Source organism: Streptomyces sp. NRRL F-2664 (assembly GCF_000719345.1).
In the GTDB taxonomy this organism is placed as follows: Bacteria; Actinomycetota; Actinomycetes; order Streptomycetales; family Streptomycetaceae; genus Streptomyces.
In genome coordinates, this window is sequence record NZ_JOFX01000062.1 from 1 (window position 1) to 19,222 (window position 19,222).

The 19,222-nt window shown below is 69.3% G+C and carries 10 protein-coding genes and 4 pseudogenes; 8 read left to right on the forward strand and 6 right to left on the reverse strand.

Annotation, left to right across the window (positions count from 1 at the left end; genetic code table 11):
• On the forward strand, nt 1-1,092 hold a 1,092-nt coding region (locus IF89_RS38580), incomplete at its 5' end, for an RHS repeat-associated core domain-containing protein (protein WP_043194682.1).
• Nucleotides 1,093-1,246: 154 nt separating this feature from the next.
• Here the strand turns inward: IF89_RS38580 and IF89_RS49690 are convergent.
• Entirely contained in the window at nt 1,247-1,684 is a 438-nt protein-coding gene (locus IF89_RS49690) for a transposase family protein (RefSeq protein WP_420706989.1), read from the reverse strand.
• 71 nt (nt 1,685-1,755) lie between these two features.
• Here IF89_RS49690 and istA point away from each other — a divergent pair.
• From istA to IF89_RS38595, 4 genes and pseudogenes are all read left to right on the forward strand, one after another.
• Nucleotides 1,756-3,297: pseudogene (gene istA / locus IF89_RS38585) on the forward strand (IS21 family transposase).
• Nucleotides 3,294-4,086, forward strand: a pseudogene (locus IF89_RS38590) (ATP-binding protein); the annotation flags it as partial. The pseudogenes istA and IF89_RS38590, both read left to right, overlap by 4 nt.
• A gap of 212 nt (nt 4,087-4,298) precedes the next feature.
• A pseudogene (locus IF89_RS49695) lies at nt 4,299-4,487 on the forward strand (transposase family protein); the annotation flags it as partial.
• A gap of 283 nt (nt 4,488-4,770) precedes the next feature.
• Complete coding sequence (locus IF89_RS38595) at nt 4,771-5,817, forward strand: transposase (RefSeq protein WP_267882118.1); 1,047 nt, start codon at nt 4,771-4,773, stop codon at nt 5,815-5,817.
• Between the two features lie 846 nt (nt 5,818-6,663).
• On the opposite strand, the gene IF89_RS46250 is transcribed toward IF89_RS38595, so the two are convergent.
• A complete protein-coding gene (locus tag IF89_RS46250) occupies nt 6,664-7,824 on the reverse strand; it encodes a ParB/RepB/Spo0J family partition protein (RefSeq protein ID WP_030775568.1) in 1,161 nt (386 codons plus the stop codon).
• Nucleotides 7,821-8,981: a ParA family protein gene (locus tag IF89_RS0132170; protein WP_030775571.1), complete on the reverse strand. Its 1,161-nt coding sequence runs from the start codon at nt 8,979-8,981 to the stop codon at nt 7,821-7,823. Before IF89_RS0132170 ends, IF89_RS46250 begins: the two co-directional genes overlap by 4 nt.
• A 1,985-nt stretch (nt 8,982-10,966) precedes the next feature.
• Here IF89_RS0132170 and IF89_RS0132175 point away from each other — a divergent pair.
• From IF89_RS0132175 to IF89_RS0132185, 3 genes are all read left to right on the forward strand, one after another.
• Entirely contained in the window at nt 10,967-12,394 is a 1,428-nt protein-coding gene (locus tag IF89_RS0132175; protein ID WP_078628645.1) for a DHA2 family efflux MFS transporter permease subunit, read from the forward strand.
• A 2,056-nt stretch (nt 12,395-14,450) separates the two neighbouring features.
• A complete protein-coding gene (locus tag IF89_RS0132180; RefSeq protein WP_030775578.1) occupies nt 14,451-15,164 on the forward strand; it encodes a hypothetical protein in 714 nt (237 codons plus the stop codon).
• A 46-nt stretch (nt 15,165-15,210) separates the two neighbouring features.
• Complete coding sequence (locus tag IF89_RS0132185) at nt 15,211-15,633, forward strand: hypothetical protein (protein ID WP_030775581.1); 423 nt, start codon at nt 15,211-15,213, stop codon at nt 15,631-15,633.
• Nucleotides 15,634-15,917: 284 nt separating this feature from the next.
• Here IF89_RS0132185 and IF89_RS42705 read toward each other — a convergent pair whose 3' ends face one another.
• The 3 genes and pseudogenes from IF89_RS42705 to IF89_RS46255 form a co-directional block, all read right to left on the reverse strand.
• Nucleotides 15,918-16,571, reverse strand: coding sequence for a transposase (locus IF89_RS42705; RefSeq protein ID WP_324605385.1), 654 nt, complete (start codon nt 16,569-16,571; stop codon nt 15,918-15,920).
• A gap of 717 nt (nt 16,572-17,288) precedes the next feature.
• Nucleotides 17,289-18,033: pseudogene (locus IF89_RS47155) on the reverse strand (transposase family protein).
• A 289-nt stretch (nt 18,034-18,322) separates the two neighbouring features.
• Nucleotides 18,323-19,222: hypothetical protein (locus IF89_RS46255; RefSeq protein WP_158717971.1), on the reverse strand; the 900-nt coding region annotated here is incomplete at its 5' end.

Below are 19,222 nucleotides of genomic sequence, written 5' to 3' on the forward strand. Positions count from 1 at the left end.
TACCTGCACGCCGACCGCCGCGGCAACACCATCCTGGAAACCGGACCGTCAGCCCAGGCGCTCACCGCCCGCGCCTACACCGACTACGGCCGGGAAACCCGCCCCGACGGCACACCCGCCCCCGCCGCACACCGCGCCGCAGACCCCGCCGCCAACCCGTTCCGCTTCGGCGGCGAGTACACCAACACCGAGAACGGAACCGACTACACCCCCGCCCGCCTCTACCACCCCGAAACCGGCCGCTTCACCACCCGCGACCCCCACCCCGCACCCCTCAACAAATACCAGGCCTTCAACACCAACCCCGTCAACGGCGTAGACCCGACCGGCAACCTCACCATTCGGACCCTCAGGAAGATGCTAGGGAAGCCCCGTAGTGCACCCGCGGCTACCGGGCCGGGGGCGAGGCCTGACTACCGGGGAATGGCCCGAGCGCTGGATTCCGGCATGCGGGCCGCAATGGATTCCGGATCACGGACAATGGAAAAATTCCTCCGGTCGGAGCGCGCTATGGAAGATCTCTATTCGACGGTCGAGCCGATATCCAGGACCGAACTGGAAATCGCTTCACAATCTATGCGCGATGAGGGCAAATCTGTCGCAAATGCCCTGTTTAAAGTCATGGCGAGAGCCACGCCGGTGAGCGGCTGCCAGGCGCTATTTGCGGCATGTCTGAAAACTTTCGGGTCGGGAGATCTCTCCAAGCCGCACAAGAGGGTCGACTTCACTCCCGACGATACAGCCTGGCAAAGGGTGGCAAGCGGAGATATGGGCGAAATAGTCGGCTTTCTGAACAGTGCGCAGGCGAAAAAACGGCGGATGTACCTGCTGGCAATGAGCGTAGAGCTCAAGGAGAGCGGCGGGGAGGACGGGCACGGACTTCTAGTATTCATCGGGTCACGGGCGGGAGTTCCCACTCTGAAGCAAACCCAGCAGGGGGCGTACGGAGAATTTAATCCTGATTACTGGACCGATCCTGAGCGGCATTACGAAGCCACCTATTACTGGCTCATCGACACGGGGGTCGACAAGCTGCCGAATAGAAGGCTGGAAGAAATAATCAAGGCGGCACTCTCTGGGTCTAGAGAGTGATCTTGCAGTGCTGCGGGGGGTCTCTATGTCCTTCGTCAAGGACGTGTGGGTATGCGGGTGTTTGCGATAGTCATGCGGCGAGGGTGACGGCGGGGGGGGCTGGACTCGTAGATAACCACCACCACGCAACCACCGAGCTCGACAGCCCCTTGATTCAACATGAAGGACGCCCTCCGGGCGGCTCCAGACAACCTTGAGCAGGGCGAACTCGTCCCCTCCCAGGACGCGTACCGAACCGGATCCTCGAGATCGGGCGCACGCAGAAGCCGGAGCAGGGTTCCTTGGCCACCGGCAATTGCCATCCGTCGGGCGGGCCGGGCCCCGGCCCGGCCGGCCAGGACCTCGGCGACTCGTGCCAGCAGCTTGGGCAAGGACCGGTGGTCAGCCCCGGTATCTGTTCGGCGGACGTCACCGTCGGACAGCCAGGACTGAGGCACTTGAACCGGCGCACCGTCAGCCGGACAGCTGTCGGTGTCGTTCCCACGGTGGCGTCCGCCAGGCGCCGTTCGTACCGGCCGTGCACCCGCCATGGCTGACGGCGGCCATGGCAATCTCCCCATAGGCGGCCATTTACCGGCCCACTGATGGCCACGGGATTCCCCGGGTACGGCCAGATTTCTCCCCGCTCGCCCCGACAGGTCCTGCTCGGCGAGGCTCGAGCGGGTGAAGAACAGCAGGGAGATCATGGAAATCCTTGAGGCTTACGACCTCACGGGGAGTTACCGCGCCGCGGCCGAGCGGGCCGGGTGCGACCGCCACACGGTGAGTACGTGAAGATGCGGGCCGCCGGCCAGAACCCTGACCAGCACCGCCACCGGGCCCGCGCGATCGACGGCTACCTGCCGAAGATCGAGGAGCTGGTGGTCCGCTCACAGGGCCGGATCCGCGCGGACGTGGTCCACAAGCGGATCACGGCGATGGGCTTCACCGGCGGCGAACGCACCACCCGCCGCACTGTCGCCGAGGCAAAAGCCCAGTTCAGGGCTGGTCGACGCCGGATCTGCCGGCCGTGGGTGACCGAGCCGGGACTGTGGCTTCAGTACGACTTCGGCGGCGGCCCGGTCATCGGCGGACGCAAGACCACACTGTTCTGCGCCTGGCTGGCCTGGTCCCGATTCCGGGTCGTCATCCCGAATCTGGGACCAGACGCTGCCGATGGTTACCGCGTGTCTGGACGCAGCGATCCGCCGGATCGGCGGGGCGCCCGCCTACGTCCTGACGGACACCGAGAAACGGTCACCACCGACCACGTCGCCGGGATCGCCATCCGCAATCCGGAGATCGTCGAGGTCGCCCCGGCACTACGGCACGGCCATACGAACCTGCGTGCCGGCCGACCCCGAGACCAAGGGCGGCTCGGAATCGACCGTGAAGATCGCGAAGGCAGACCTCGTCGCCAAGGACGTGAACCTGCGCGAGGACTGCAAGAGTTTCGGCGACCTCGAGACGGCTGCCGGGCCTTCTGCGAGGAGGTCAACTCCCGCACTCCCGGGCGGCCCGGAGCAAGCCAGGCCGAGAAGCTCGCTGAGGAACGGCAGCGTCTTCACCCGTTGCCGCGCGGGCCGTTCACCGCGGCCTTCGCCACCACCCGGCGGGTCACCTGGGAACCGACGATCTGCGTCGAAGCGGTCCGCTGCTCCGTTCCGCACGAGCTGATCGACACCCGGGCCTGGGCCCGTTTCCACGGCGACGAGCTGATCGTCACCGCCGTCGACGAAGACGGATCGGCCCGTGAGGCCGCCCGCCGCCACCGCGGCGAGCCGGGCAGCCCGGTCCTGGACGATGCCCACTACCCGCCCCGCGAGGACAAGGAAGGCGACCGGAGGCCGAAGGCCGCCTCGGCAGAAGAAGCCGCGTTCCTCCGGCTCGGACCCGGTGCCGCGAGCTGGCTGATCGAGGCCGGAGCCGCTGGGGTCCGCCGGATCAAGGCGAAAACGGCCCAGGCCGTCGCCCTCGCCACGCTCTACCCGACAGCGGACAGCGGACGTCGACCGGGCACTGGGCACCGCCGCAGTCACCGCCCGCTTCGCGGACAAGGACCTCATCTCGATCCTCGACTACCAGTCCGCCCACGGGATCGCCGAGCCACACCGCCGCAGCGAGAACCACTCCCTGCAGCCCGGAACCTCCGCCTGGCCCGCCCTCGGCGCCACCACCCCGAGCACTCCTGGCCTTTCCGAGTACGACGAAAGCGACCACCTGTGAGGGCCACCCCTCTTCGCACCGTTCCCGGCACCAACGGCGACCCTCCCGCCGAGGCCATCGAGCTCACCAAGCGCCTCAAGCTCCCGCACATCCGCAGGTCGCTGACCGACATCATCCCCACCGCCAAGGCCCAACGCTGGGATCCGGCCGGGGCCGTCCGGGTGTTGCCGGCCGAGGAAGCCGCCGGCCGCGACCGCGCCAACCTCCACACCCGCCGCCAGCGGGCCGGTTTCCCCACCGGCAAGACCTTCGGCGACTGGCACGAGAGCAAGTCCTCCATACCCAGGCCCACCCAGGACGCGCTCAAGAGCCTCCAGTGGGTCGGCCGCCGCGAGAACTTCTGCATCTGCGCCCCCCTCCGGCACGGGAAAGCCGCACTTCACCGAGGCACTCGGACAGACCGCGGTCGAAGCCGGCCTGGCCGTCGCCTGGTTCACCACCGAGGACCTCGGAGCCTTGGTCCGCCGCCACCGCGCCGACGACTCCATCGCCCGGGCCCTCGCGAAGATCGTCCGATCCGACCTGACCACCGTCGACGGCATCGGCCTGCTGCCCGTCTCCGAAGACGCCGCCGAAGGCTTCTACCGCCTGGTCGACGCCGCCTGCGAACGACGCTCGATCGCGGTCTCGAGCAACCTCCACCCGTCTGGATTCGACGAGATCATGCCCAAGACCCCCGTCACCGCGACCGTCGACCGGCTCCTCCACCACGCCCACGTCACCGTCACCCAGGGTGACTCGTTCAGGTTCACCGAGGCCACCACCGGCATGGGAGCCAAGCCCTTCAGCCAACCCGCACCATCCCAGCGCGGGGAGATACCTGGCCGCCACCGGGGAACTTCCAACGGCCGTCAGCGGGGAGAACCACCACTGGCCCCCTCTGGGGAGAACGACGGCTCTTCGGCACTGTCCGTGAATTCGGTGATCCTTGGTAGCCCTTGGCGGTGGGGGACCATGCGGTTGAGCTGCTGAAAGTGTTGTTGCCGTACTTGTCTCAGGTGATGGTCGACGCCGTCGTCCGAGTCGGTACGCCGGTACGGATTGCTGCCAGATGCCTCGCGGCGACAGCCCGCTGTCACGGGTGCGGCACGGTCTCGGTCCGAGTGCACAGCCGCTACGGCCGCAGGCCCGCCGACACCGCGATCGCCGGACAGGAAGCGGCGATCGACCTCGAGGTCCGGCGCTTCTTCTGCCGACAGCACCCACTGCGCCGAGAAGACCTTCGCCGGGCAAGTCGACCATCTCGCCTTCCGCCATGGGCGACGAACCGCGACCTTGCAAAGCCAACTGGGACACGTCGCGTCGGCGTTGGGCGGGCAGGCCGGAGAACGTCTCGCCGAACGACTGGCCATCCCGTGAGCGGGCCCACCCTCCTGCGGCTGATCCGCTCCATGGACCTCCCGGAAGTACCCGGACTGACAGTGCTCGGCGTCGACGAGTCCGCCTTCCGCCGCGGCCTGGCGCTTCGGCGCCATCCTCTTCGCCATGGACAGCCACCGCCCCGTCGACGTCCTGCCCGACCATACGGCGGAGACCTCCGCCAACTGGCTCCGCCGACACCCGCACATCGGCACCGCCTGCCGGGACCGCGGCGGCGCCTTCGCCGAGGGCGCCGAACGCAGTCAGCCCGGAATCCCGCAGGTCGCAGACCGCTGGCACCTGCTCCACAACCTCGCCGCCGTCCTGGGGAAGGCAGTCACCCGCCACCGCTCCTGCAATGCAAACCCAGAGCCCGACGTAATTCCTGTCCCAGCTGACACTGCGGGTGAGGAGTCCGCCTCCGCGCGCAAAGTCCGCGAACGGCACCACGGCATCCAAATCCTGTTCCGGCAAGGCCTCACCAACGACGCGATCAGCGCACAGCTCGGGCTCGACCGCAAAACGGTACGCCGATACGCGCGAGCCGCCACCGCCGAGTCCCTGATACGCCAGCGGCCCAACCGCACCAGTGCCCTGACCCCGCGCAAGCCCTACCTTGCGCGCCGGTGGGCCGAGGGCTGCGACAACGCACAGACCCTGCTCGACGAGCTCACCGCCCTCGGTTGCCTCGGGGGCCGCAGGAGCATCCGGTGGTTCCTCAACACCCTGGCCAGCCACAGCGGCCCACGCGCCGTTCCTCCTCCGCCACCTGCGGTCGCCGATGTCGTCCGGTGGATCACCGGCCGACCCGAGCACCAGAGTGACCAGGCCCGCCAGGACCTCAAGGACGTCTGCGGACGCTGCCCGGAGATCGCCGAGGCCAGCCGCCTGGCCCGCGGCTTCGCCACCATCCTGCGCTGCCGAGAAGGGCACCGGCTGGGAGACTGGTTCGCCCAGGCCGACGAGTCCCAGGTCAAGGAGATCCGGACCTTCGCCAACGGGCTCCGCAAGGACCTTGCCGCTGTCACCGCCGGGCTCACGCTCCCCTTGAGCTCCGGCGCCGTCGAAGGCAGCGTCACGAGAATCAAGCTCCTCAAGCGCCAGCACTACGGTCGGGCCGGCTTCGACCTCCTCCGCAGACGCATCCTCCTGGCTCACTGACCAGTTCACTTCACGGAAAGTGTCGAAGAGCCAGAACTACATGACCGTTGACAATGACAGCGACGCGCACCGCGGGCATCTCGCCGAGTCGGCCCGAGCCTACGCGCGAAACGTGACCACACCCGCGTTCCGCGAGACCGACTCCACCACCACAGCCGCCAGACGCGGAAACAACCGCACCAACCCGCAGAACGGCACGCCCAGATGCTGCCCGGTTCAGCCGCACAGCATCACAAGATCAGCGACAGAGCCGAAGAACGTACTCAGCGAGATGACCGGCTGATCGCTCGGCTCGGTGGATCACCAGAGGCCGAAGAACCGCGTCCACTATGTGTGTGGGCCGCGCTGCGAAGTCCTCCAGCGCGCTGGGCCCTCGTAGCCGCTCTGAAGCAGTTCTTGAAGAGCCAGCGCAGGCGGCGGTTGTCGTGCTTGGGCCGGCGGCGGTTGCCGGTGCGGTGCCTGGCGTCCCGGGCAGTCGGCGCCAGGCCGGCGCGGGATGCCAGGCGCCCGGCGCGTCCTTGTATCTCCGCTCGGGGGGCCATGGGATTGTCAGCCGCCCTCTCCCGCCCAGCAGGGCCGCTTCCGAGGCGCCGGCCTTGTCGAGCAGCCTCTCGACCACCGCGTCGGCCGCCGCCTGCCGCCACCGAGGTGAAACGGCTTCCGTCTTGTCTGCCATGACTGGTCCGTTCCTCCTGGCCCGCAGGCGCGGAGCCGAGCCCGGGCCGGGCTGTCGCACCACAGATTTGCAGGATCTTGCAAACATGCTCTGCGGGCAGTCGGCTGTGGCGGATACGGCAGAGCCCGGCCGCTGTTGCTGAGCGGTCCGGGCTCTGCCACGTCGCGGCTTCAGATCCTGCTGCGCAGTTCGTCAACCAGTGCCAGCAGCTCTTCTGGCGAGAGGGCCTGGGCGATGCTGTCGGCCTGCTCGCCCGGAGTGGCCCCGAGGTACTGGCGCAGGCGCAGGGCGGCTTCGCTGACGGGGCGGGGAACGTGCACACCTGTCGGGCTGCCGGGGTTGTTGACCGCGGTCAACAACTCCGTATGGCGGGGGCCGGGAGCGGCCTGGCTGTCCGTGCCGGGGGCGGTCCGGCTCGGGGCCGGCGGGCTGCTGGCCGGGGTGGGGGGTTCACCCGGTCCGGCCTCGTGTCCGGCCTGGCCTGTCGGGCTGCCGGGGTTGTTGACCGCGGTCAACAACTTCGGGGCGGCGGCGTCCAAGATCGCTCGTCTTTCCGCTCGGTTCCTGGCTTCTTCCGCTTTGTGGGCTGCCAGGAGCCGGAAGAGGTCGTCGGCGCAGAGAGGTGCGGGGGAGTCTTTGAGCCGACGCGACATCCACACTGCGTCCCTGCCCGAGGTCTCCCCGGCGCTCACGGAGGCCCGGACCTCGGCCGGCAGCGCGAGCAGGCCGAGCTGGTTGGTGATCCATGCCCTGGACTTGCCGAGCTGCTCGGCGGCCCTGGTCCGGGCTCCGTACCCGCTGTCGTTTTCAGCGCATACCTCGACGAGCTGCTGGACACCGGTCGCCCGTTCCACGGGGTCGAAGTCGGTCCGGTCGAGGTTCTCCTTCAGGAGCTTGTTGAGGAACTCCTCGCGGCTGTCTGCGAACTCGTCGCGGATGACGAAGTCGAGGGCCGGCAGTTCAACGTGCCGGGCACTGCGGAAGCGGCGCTCTCCGTTGACGAGGACGTACTCGGCGGTGCCGATGGCGGATGCGTGGTCCGGCCAGAGCACCAGGTAGGCCGCCCGGGTGACGGCGACACAGGCGGCGAGCTGCGCCAGGCGCAGCTCTTCACCGAAGCGCGTCAGCTCTTCCGGTGTGCCGAAGTTGCGGCGGGGGTTGAGGGGGGTGGAGGACACCTGCTCCAGGGGGATCCTGACGATGGTGTAGGCGGGGATGCGCCCTTCGGCCAGGGCCTTGGCGCGGCCGCGGTCGCTGAGGGCGGGTCCGACCTGGAGGGCGGATGCCCTCTGGAAGCTGGATCCGCCTCCGAGCCTGTCTGCTTTGCTCATCCGACGAGCCTCCTGGTGAGCTTCCGCATGCAGTCGGCCTGCTCGGATTCGGGTGCGTACTCGAGCAGCGGTTTCTTGACGCGGACCGCCTCGCGCTGCTCCTTCAGATCCGGGATGACCCCGACAACGGGCGGCGAGCCGAGGTCCCGCCACCCCTGGAGCGAGGACGTGGCGATGTAGCCGCGCCGGCTGTCGTAGAGGTTCACCACGATGCCGAGGAGGGCGAGGGCCAGGTTCATGTCGCCGGCGAGGTCGGAGATCTGGGCCATGAGGAGCTCGTAGGCATCTGCGGAGGAGTCCTCGGCCTGGACGACGATAAGGATGCCGGAGGAGTCGGGGTCCTCTCCGTCACGGGTGCGGCCGTAGTAGAGGGCGTTGTCCATCGTGTACCCCAGGCTGGGCGGGCAGTCCACGATCACGTAGTCGTAGTCCTCCTCCAGGGCCAGGAGCTCCCGCTCCAGCGCGGCCTCCCGGACGCGCAGGCCGGGCGCGGTCGCGAGCTTCGCATCCAGCAGGAAGGCGTACGTGGAGCCCGGCAGCAGGTGGAGCCGGTCCCCGAAGAGCTGGTCCGACTCCACGTGCACGACCAGGCTGCGCAGGTCGGTCCTCTTCTCTTCGCCGAGCATGCGCTTGGCCAGGCTCGGATCGTCGATTCCGAGCGGCTTGTGGCCGAGCTGCTGTGTGAGGTGGCACTGAGGGTCGAAGTCGACGAGGAGCACGCGGGCGCCCCGTTCTGCGATGCCCTCGGCAATCCCCGCCGAGACGGCCGTCTTCCCGACTCCGCCTTTCTGGTTGCAGACGACGTACCTGACCGGGCCTGTCGCCTCACGCTGCCGGTGGGATGCGGGCCTGTCCCGCAGCCACTCGGTGAGGGCTTGCGCCAGCGCCTGGTTGAGAGCCGATCTGCGGCTTCTGGCTACCTTCCTGAACTGCGCGTTCAGGCCGTGGGGGAGGTGTGTCGTAAAGTTCGCAGCTCCGCCTGTGTCGACCGGCGGGTGCTCTGCCCCCTCTTCCATCCACGCCTGAACGGCTTCCGTGACAGCGTCCTGCATGTCCAGTCCGAGCTGGGCAGCACGCACTTTGATCTTCTGCCGCAGTACAGGCGGCAGCTTGATGGCTACCTTTTCCCGGGCGGGCGGCTCGTTTGAGGCGTTCATGCGGATACCTTACTGGCCTAGGCTGCTGTGTAGGCCGGCCCCCGCCGCACACGGTGCGCCGCCGCGTACTTGATGCTGCATCAGGTCTGCCTGCTGTGTGCGATGCAGCCCCGGTGGGGTGTCGGACAGCGGCTGGCAGCAGGACAGCTGGCGACAGGCTTGCCAACCGGACCGGCCAGCACGCGGCTTACCTGCAGCTGACGAGGACGCACGGCTGCTGATCGGCGCAGTGGCAGCCGTCGCCGTCGTTGTCGTCGGCACCGGATGCGCCGGTCCCGGACACCGGTGGCCTCTCTTCTGACACCCGGCCGGAGCCGGTGCCCGCCCGGCTGCAGGCGGCCGGCGCGAAACGGCCCCAAGCCAAGACGCCGCTCCGGTGTACGGGGACGGCGCGAGGGAGCCCCGCCCGCCCTCCAGAGGTCCGGCAAGCCTGCGGAGCATGGCCGAGTCGCCGCCCGGGCCTGCGCCGCTCCCGCAGCAGCAGTAACCGCGCTGCCTGCCCCCGGTCACCGACGCCAGCCCGGCCGCCCCCGGCCAGCTCCCCCGGGGAACCCGCAGGCGCAGACGGACAGCACCGGTCGGCCGAAGTAGCCATGTCAGTGAGACAGCCGCACGCTTGCCCCGGCAGCACACCGGAGAGCATCCTGTCAGAGCAGACCCGATCCGCACCGACGCCGAGCACGTGGCCTCCTGAATCGCCGAGGCCGAATACACCGGGACACGGCTGTCCGGAGCCGAGGCTGCCCGTCGGCTGGCGGCCTCCCCGAAGCCGGCCAGCGCCACGTGCCCGATGCCCAGAAGCACCTGGGCGAGCAGCGCCGGCAGCACGCTCGCGCGCACCTCCGCTCCGACCGCAGCTGAACCGCCGTTGCGGACAGCGCTCCGTCACCAACTCCAGCCAAAGGCGCGGGCGCACCCTTCCAGCCGTGACCGGTCACGTGACGGGTGGCCGGCCCGGTCACGTGACCGGTGGCAGGGCCGGTACCGGTGACCGCCCGGCGGCGCCCGCCACTCCCCGAGCCCGCCCCGCCTCTCCGCTGCGGGCCCGGGCCCTCGACCGACCGGTCACGTGACGGGTGGCAGGGCCGGTCACGTGACCGGTGGCAGGGCCGGTACCGGTGACCGCCCGGCGGCGCCCGCCACCCCCCGAACCCGCCCCGCCTCTCCGCTGCGGGCCCGGGCCCTCGACCCGCTGTGGCCGACCGGGGATCCCGATTCATGGCGTAACACACACCCAGAGTCGGAAACTGGCAGCCCAAACGCGCCATGTTCCCTAGCAGAGGCCCGATGCCGGGCATGCCCGGCACGATCTCCGCGTATGGATGAGCCGGGAAGTCCTTCGCGATGTCTTCGTCAATCTCGGCGATCTTCCGGTCCAGCTCGAGAAGCTCCTGGGCAAGAGCCCCGGCCAGCCGGGCGGATGTCTGCTCACAGGGAACCGCGGTGTGCTGGCGGTCAGCGGATTCCACTGCGGTGCGGCCGAGCACGGCCGGCCATCGGGCTCTGCGGCCGCGCAGCCGCTTCTCGAGGCTGCCGGCGCCGAGCCGGCGGATCGCGCCGGGTGTCCGGTAGCCCGTCAGCAGGATCAACGGTCTCATGCCGGCCAGGTTCAGCTCCCGTAAGCCGGGGGCTCGGCATACTAGACAGTAACTGAGGTTTTGAGGGTGGGGTTGGCGGTCAGGCGGTGGCGGTGAGGCAGCCGTCGGCGGGGCGGGGTCGGAGTTGGATCTTGCGCAAGTGCCTGATGTGGTCCCTGCATGGCAAATTTATGGGAGCGTCCCCCCGGTGAACTGGCCGGCCGGGGGATGCCCGGGTGCCGGTGTCGGCTGCGAAGGTCAAGGGGTTGCCGATCGAGGTGTTCGGTGTGCCGTCGGGTTTTTGGAGTCCTGCTGTGCGAATCGAAGTGTGTGTGAACGCCATCGCCCGTGACGGGCTTCCGTTCCCTGCTTCGGTTTCCGGCGCCGTATGGTGCGGCCGGGGCGGGCATGCCAAGGACACGACTGAAATTGCAGCGCCTGCTTCGTAACCTCGCGTCTTCCGGCTCGTCCGCGAGCCCTCTGTCAGCGCTGTATGCGCTGTGCGTCAGCTTCTTCATGATCTGTTTGGATGCCACGGTCGTGAACGTGGCCGTCCCCGACATCCGCGCCTCGCTCGGGGCGTCCCTCAACGAGGCTGTCTGGGTCAACAGCGCCTATGCCCTCTGCTATGCCGTTCCGCTGATCCTCGCGGGCCGGCTCGGTGACCGCTACGGACCCAAGCGGGTCTTCCTGACGGGTCTGGCCGGCTTCACCGTCGCCTCACTGGCCTGCGCGCTCGCCCCGAGCGCTTCGGTGCTGATCGCCGCGCGGGCCGTGCAGGGTCTGGCCGCCGCGCTGATCGCACCCCAGACCATGTCGATGATCGTGCACATGTTTCCTGCCGGGCGCCGCGGCAGGGCGCTGGGTGTATGGGGTGCGGTCGGCGGTGCTGCGATGGCCGCAGGCCCCGTGATCGGCGGGCTGCTGATCACATGGACGGGATGGCGCAGCATCTTCCTGGTCAACATCCCCGTCGGGATCTTCGGCTGGGTCGCCGCGATGCGGCTGGTGCCCGACTGGCGGCCTGCCAGGGGGCACTGCCTCGACCTGTGGGGCATCGCGCTCAGCAGTGTGGGTCTGACAGCGCTGGTCTTCGGCGTGCAGAGCGGTGAAGCCTACGACTGGAGTACGGTCGCCGGACCCGTCACGATCCCCTCGATCCTCACCTTCGGCGCCCTGTGCCTGGCGGTGTTCGTGTGGTGGCAGCACCACAACACCCGCGAGCCGCTCCTGCCGCTCCGGCTCTTTCGCAACCGGAACTTCTCCGCCGCCTCCACCGCGGGCGGTGCCATGGGAGCCGCCATGGGGGGCCTCTTCCTGCCGCTGATGATCTACCTGCAGAGCGGCCTCGGCTACAGCCCCCTGGCCGCGGGTGCGGCCACGGTCCCGATGTTCGCCCTGTCCTCCCTGTGCGCGCGCCTGGCGGGCAAGCGGTCCGACACCGCCAGCCCCCGCGCCCTGGCAGCCCTGGGCTTCGCCCTGCTCATCGCGGGCACGGCTGCGCTCGCCTGGCTGCTGCACCCCGGCATCAGTCTCTGGGCGCTGATGCCGTCACTCCTCGCGGCCGGGGCAGGGGTCGGCCTGGTCTCGGCCCCGCTTGCCGGGATCGCCACCCGGACCCTGGAGCCGTCCCTGGCCGGCGCTGCCTCAGGAGTCTTCAATACCACCCGTCAACTCGGCGGCGCCTTCGGCAGCGCTGCCACCGGCGTCCTCCTCCAAGCACACCTCGGCAACACCCCGACCGCCGCTACCCAGGCAGCCCTTGCCTTCCCCGTGGCCATGCTCCTGATCGGCCTCGCGTGCTGCACTGTCGTCGGGCCGGCAGCGAAGGCCTGACGATCCTGGTCTGTACATGACAGGCTTTCCCGGGGGTGGGGAACGTGTCGGGTCCGCGGGGACGTTCCCCGTTCTGGCGCGGTGGGGGATGTACGGCCCCGGCTGGAGCCCGTTGTGCCAGAGCAGGGAGGCGGGGTGAGCCAGGTGGGGTTGGCGGCGGGAACTCGTCAGTCGCGGGTGTGTCTGCGACGGGGCCGGCCCGCTGGCGGGCCCGGCGGGACTGCCGGCGGGTGATGCGCCGGGTCATAAGGGTGATCGGGGCCCGGGTAGTCAGCGATTCGGAGCGCTGCACGAGGCGTTCGCAGCCGCGGGCGTGTCTGCGGGTGTGCATGGCCCAGGCGTGCGGCCTCTCAACGACCCGGTGGCGGGCAGGACGGCGAACCCGGCCGCGCCTTTGGGCCGGCCCACCGTCTTCACTATCAGGTTCAGGTACTTCTCCGCCCAGGTGGCGAGCTGTCCTGCGTAGGCGGAGTCGGCCCATACGATCAGATCTCGGGGCGCATGAGGCGCAGGCGGAAGAGGACTTCCCCGGCGGCGTCGCGGCCGTCAGGTCGGCCGGGGTGGCCATGGCCAACAGAGGCAGGCCCTTCTTGTCCACGACAAGGTGCCGCTGGGCGGCCGTTGAAATTTTTTGGCAGCGCCGTAGCCGCGCGAGTCCTTCCGCGGCGGTCTCGCCGGTTTTGACGGACTGGGAGCCGATGGCGTGGAGACCGGCCCCGGGGGCTCGGCCCAGGTCCGGCGGACGCGTTTGCAGGTGATCGCGGATCTGCCCGACCACCCCGGTCGCGGCCCAGCGGGCCCTGGCCTTGCAGCAGGTCCGCCAGGGTGCGAGGGCCGCGGTCTTCTCACCCGCCGCGGACCTCGCCGGCCTGGAGCCGGATCCCCTCACGAGACGCCCGGCACTCAGCACCTGGCCCCGCCCTCCGGATAACGCATACCGCCGGCATACCGCAGGGGCCATGGCCGCCACCCGGCGGCAACCCCGCAAACCCCAGTAGTTGTTGCAGCCGGGACGGCAAGGGCAGCCAGCAGGGGGGGGGAGGGCTTCGAGAGGGCGACAGGCCCCGGCCGCCGCTGGCCCCGCTCCGCGCCCACAGCCCCTCCGCGCCCGTCCCGGTGCCGGTTCCCACCGCTGAACCAGTAGGCGCCGGGTTCCAAGGAGCACCTCTTGTCAGCTTCCGTGCTGCCGGTCCATGCACGGCTGAGGGCGGTAGCTCCTCAGCCCTGGCGGGCTTGCGGTGCCCCGCTGGGGCGCTCCGCTGCGAGGCCGCCTGCAGCCGGGCATTTGCATAAGACAGACACCGTGGCTGGGCTGGCAGGGGGTGCCGGCAGCCACTGGCCGCCGCAGCCTGCCTGCTGCACTGCTTGGGCTGGCATTCGGTGGTGCAGGCACAGACGGGTTGCCGCCAGCCAGCCTGGCAGCGCCCCGGAGCCGGAAGGGGGGAGCTGCCGGCACGGGGGCTTCCGAGTTCGGCATACGGTCCCTGTCCCCTCTTTGTTAAGAGAGCGCCCGGCCCTCACTTCCCTGACCTGCGTCTTTGCCGGCGCTGATGATTCTGGCGAACACACTTGGGGGTCCATTGTGTTAACCCAGCCGTGACACTTCACCTCAGAACTTAACGTGGCGGAAAGCGGGCAGGCCGGGTGCATGCTGCCAGGAACCTGCAGGCCGCAGCACTGGGCAGAACGCGGGCGCAGCCCTGAAGCCCGCCCAGCGGGGGGTGGCCGGACGGGCAAGTGTGTCGCCCGGGCCAGCAGTACTTAACCTGACGGCAAGTTCTGGCGCCAATCTGCTCCAGAACTTTCGCTGAGGGAAAGTTCTGGAGATGGCCGTCCACGGGACGGCGGAGGCGGCTCCGGCCGGCCCCGCACTTCTCAACCTGGTGGAAAGTCCCGGACGGGCAGAGGCGCCGGAACTTTCCGCCGCGGAAACTTCCGGCGCTCTCGCGGCGGCGGGGCGCCCGGCGGCTCCTTCGCACCACGCGCCGTCAAAACTTAATCCCAGGGAAACTTCTGGGATAGGCTCCCCCCTGCCTGATCAGCAGAGGAGGACTCAGTGACGCCTGAACCGCCGGTGCGAGCACAGCGCCGGCCCCGCCCCACCGCGCCCGCCGACGCGCCCCGCAACGGAGACGAGGTCCTCGACGACATCGTCAGCCTCCTCGCCGGCCACATCGGGCAGACCGCCAACGTCGCCCCTCCGCCAGCCAGGAGCAGGACCGCTCGCAGAGGCCCCAGGGTCCAGATCAGCGTCGACTACGGCGACACCGACCCCCGCAGCATCCACAAGATGGCAGGCGAGATCGGCTACAGCATCACGTCCAACTGGTTTGCCCAGTGGATGGCCAAGCTCCTTGTCGCCGGGGTCCTCTCCCGGTCCCGGGCCGCGGTGTTCCTGTTCGTCGCCGGCGGACAGAAGAAGGGCACCGGTATCGCCTCCTACACGCAGCAGCAGATCACCGACGGACTCAACGAGCTGCTGGACGGCATGCCCGGCGCAAAGAAGATCACCCGTCCGACCGTCAACAAAGCCGTCAAGACCCTCATCGAGTGGGGCTGGCTGGAGAGCGCCGGCTACGGCCGGATCCGCTTGAACGTCACCCTCTGGTTCGCCGGCAACAGCGGCGAGCAGAAGCACGTCCTGGAGGAGATCGCCTCCGACCACGGGAGCGAGCCCGAAGCCTTCCCGCACAGAGTCGGGCCGAGGTGCCTCCCCGGCCAGCAGATGCTCGACTTTGAGGAAGCGCCCGCCAGGGGAGCGGCAGGGTGACTACCGCCCGCATACCTCGACGACACGACCAAGGAGACCACGCCCGATGCCCAAGCCTGTGATGTCCCCACTCGTGACCGAACGGATCTGGGCGCTTCCCATCGGGGCCGCCGCAGTGAAGTTCCTGTCCTACCTCGTCTTCCGCAGCGAGACCGGCACCGGACACCTGCCCTCCCAGCAGGCGATGTCAGCCGAGTACAAGGTGAGCCCGGCTGCCGTGAGCAAGCTCCTGGACCCCCTGTTCGAGCTGAACGTGGTGCTCCGCACGCCCAGCGAGCGCAGCAGGCGGGCCAACAGCTACAGCCTGCACCCGCTCGCCGCCCGCTACGAGAGCGCCGAAGCCATGGACGACGCATTCGCACAAGCCCTGGACGACATGCGGTCGGGCAGGCTTCCGCCGCTGCAGCTGCCTGAGTACCAGGCAGTCCCCCCCGCCCAGGGAACGCCCAAGCTCCGCAGCGTCGCCTGACATGAGGCGGCCCCGGCCGCAGGCGCGGCAGGCAAACTCCGCCGTGAGCTGCAGGCACCGGGCCGCAGCAGCAGGCGGCATCGGCGGAGGGCCGGCCGCCAGCCGGCATGCTGCGAACAGCAGCACCGGGGCCGGCCTGACGCCTCCGGCCCCTGCGCTGGCCCCGCTGCAGGTGAGCGCGGCCCAGAGGCCGCCGCGGCCCGCGGCGGCGAAGCCCGCCCGCACCCCTGCAAAGCCCTGCCCCCGAGGCCGCTGTACCACCTCAAGCGGTGCGCAGGAGACCGTCAGGGGCGATCAGTGCGTTCGAGGACCTGAACAGCTGGCGGGACGGCTCCCTTCAGGCAGCGTGCGTCGCGGGACGTCTTGTTCCTCGCCCATTCTGCCGCCGCGTACGCTTTCGCGGCTGGGTCCAGCCGCATGCGGATGAGCGGGGCGGTGTGCAGAGTGCGGTTCAGCTGACGGCCACCGCTGCGGCTGGTCCGGTGGCGGTCGGCAAGCCCCGGGAAAGCCGGAAGGGGAGAGGACGCCAAGGCTGCCGCCGAGCAGAAGCGGCCCGGGTGCGGCCAGCCGGCCCCTACTTGAACGGCGGTGATCGGCCCGGCCCCAGCCCGCCATGCCCGCTCCTCTTCTGGCGGCCGCGGAAGCCGCCCGGCCCGTGGCTGGCTGCTGCCGAGGGCGCCGTCACGAGGTACGGCGGGGCCGGTACCCGGCACCGGCTGTTCACCGGCCGGCCGGTCGCCACGAGGATTCATCTGCGGCACGGTCTCCCGCAGGCGGGCCCTTGCTCGGCTATCCGGTGCCGGCTGTTCCACTGCCACCAGGGCCGCCGGTGGGGCACGGGTGCTTCCGGCCGAGCAGGGATGCGCGGCCCCCGGCCGCCCGGCCTGCGGCTTCGGACCCTGGCCGGTGTGCCCGCCCCATGCCCAGACCGAGGGCATCGAGCCGGGTGGAAGCCAACTCCGCTGGAGTAGCGTACCGACGGCCACTCGGTGATCCCGTCTCCGAGGACATGCGGTGAGCCCGGTCGGGATGACAGGTTCTTCGGCTTGTGAGCCGATCGGTGGAGGCGGGCCTCGGCGAGGAGCCCGCGGCCCGTGCAGCGGCGGGCCTCGGCCACTCGCCGTTCTGCTCGGCCAGGACCGCACCGGCACGGCGGTGCGGCCGGGGAAGACCCCGGCACGCCGTTCCCTGGCGGCGGCTCGGCCCGCGCGGCTCCAACGGAGGAGGGGCCACAGCCCGGAGGCTGTGGCCCCTCCTCCGTCCCGTGCGCCGACCCGGGGGCGCCGCGTCACCGGTCCTCTGCGCCGTGTTGCGCGACCTGTTTCCCGGGGAACGGGCGGCCGCGTAGGGATTTGGCGAAGGGCATCCCGCTAGCCACCGCAAACGGGCAGCTGCCTGACACACAGAAGGGCTGCGGCAATAGCAGCCTGCCGATGCCTCTGTCACCGGCGGCACCACCTCTTCGATCATCCCGCCCGGAGGCTCAACCCAGACCGGGGTCCGCAGGGCGGGAGCGCGGGAAAGGCCCACGCTCGACAAAACTGTGCCAACCGAGCCCACTCCCGGCTCCGGCGGCCCGCAGAAGAGCCACGGCCCGCATCAAACCTCGGTTCTCCGCAAGCCCACGTTCCGCCTCGGCCCAGCACTGAACCTTTTCAGCGCTGCCTCTCCAGGGTGGGGAGCGCGGCGCCGATAGGCGGAGGGGCGTGTGGGGCTGCAGCGGTCGCGTCGGAGGATGCGCCGGGGCTTCAAGCCGGGCGGCTGCGCGTTCGGCGGGTGCCCGGGCAGAGGCAGAACCCGGTTGGCGGTCCGCTCGGTGAGCGCGGGTTCGCCGCCAGGCGGGCGGCGCTTCGCGGTGGTGGCCCGATTGCCTGCACCGGTGCAGGCCGTGTCGGCGGGGGGTCGGGACGCCCTGTGCGCTCGCAGCTCCGGAGGATGTTGTGCGCACGGGCGGCCGTCAGGTCGGGGGGCCGGCCCGGCAGTGCCGACGGCAGCTGCAGAAGCTGTCCGGCCGGATCCGTTACGGCCTGCGCGTCACACCGTGCCGCTTGTGTTTCGGGCAGTAGTCGGCCCGTCCGTCGCCTACCCGGTCGCACTCGGCGAGGGTGCAAAGTGCGCGGCCGGGGTCCGCCTCCCGCAGTGCCTTCAGCGGTCCCGGCCCCTTGCCCGCCAGGTGCCGGACGGCGGTGGCGGCGTAGGCGCGGGCGGTGCCGGCCGGTGTGCCGAGGCCTGCGGCGGTCTGCGTGAGCGTGTCGTGCCGCCGGAGGCAGACCGGGCGGACAGGGGCACGCAGGTGCGCGGAAGCCTGCAGCGGCGGCCGCCCTCACGGGTGGCGAGGGGCACGGCTGCCCGCTCGGCCAGAGCACGGGGCAGGCCGAGTGCGGCAGGACACGGAGCCAACGAGGCCCCCGGGCTGATGAGCTGAGACGTAGAACACCTCTCTCAACGGCACGGAAGCCCCGTGCGTTGCGGGCACCGGCCTCGCCACCCATCCGGTGGCCACTCTGAAAGGGCTCAATGAGACAACGCCCTCCACGGGACACCACTGCGCCCCGTCGGCACCTGGCACGCGGTACCTTCCTGGCACGGCAAACGTGACGCACTGCAAGGTATCGGCAGGCCTGCCGTAGCCTCAGCTCGCGGGCGGAAACGATCCACCGGTCCGCCGGTGGACGGTGAAACTTCGAGGTTAGAACAGAGATGTGTCGTTGCGGATTATGTCAGCCGCTTTTTCTGATCCCGCGAACAGCAGAGGGCTGGAGGGGCTGTAGCGGAACCAGTAGATCTCGGCCAACAATTCGTCGTCGTCCTTTAGGTAAGATATGGCATCAACATCGGGAATCGTCTTGCTGTAAGTGTTGGCCCAGTCTTCCATGTAGGCGGTACGTACTCTCGCTACGAGAGAGGTGGCAGCTGGATCTTGATATGTGAGCCATCCGCGAACCGAGGCCATGGCGTGCCCTGCCTCGTGAAGTGCGGATTCGACGTTAGGGCTACGGTAGGAAGTTTCCGGGTCGGGATCGTCTGCCAGTGTCAGGGCGCGTCTGACGTGGCTCCATGAAGACGCAGTCCCTGAGGTGATAAAAATTCCAGCCTTCTTGCCGAGTAGCCGGTAAGTTTGCATTGAGTCCAGCAGGGCTTCTAAATCCTTGAGGGGAGCCTTGGATAGGGCCGCTAGATGTCTTGCTGCAATAGTTTCCGCCCCGCGCTCAACGTGCAGCAAATTTCCGAATATTTCCGTTACATCATTTGCTGCGGACTGCGGATGAGTTTTATCCAGTACTGGTTCCGGTTTCGCCGGTGTGATGGTTTCGTCAACCCTTTGCGCCGGAAGCGTGCCGTCCCTATTCCTTCCGGAATCTTCGTACATGCGGGCCATCTGCGCCTGGCTTACATGCGATTTTCCGGAAGGTAGCGCCCATCTGTTGCGCTTTCCGAATCTAAAAGAAATATTTCCGCTCGGGTCGGTGTATTCGGCGGGGTTGGCGTTGAAGGCCTGGTATTTGTTGAGGGGTGTGGGGTGGGGGTCGCGGGTGGTGAAGCGGCCGGTTTCGCGGTGGTAGAGGCGTGCGGGGGTGTAGTCGGTGCC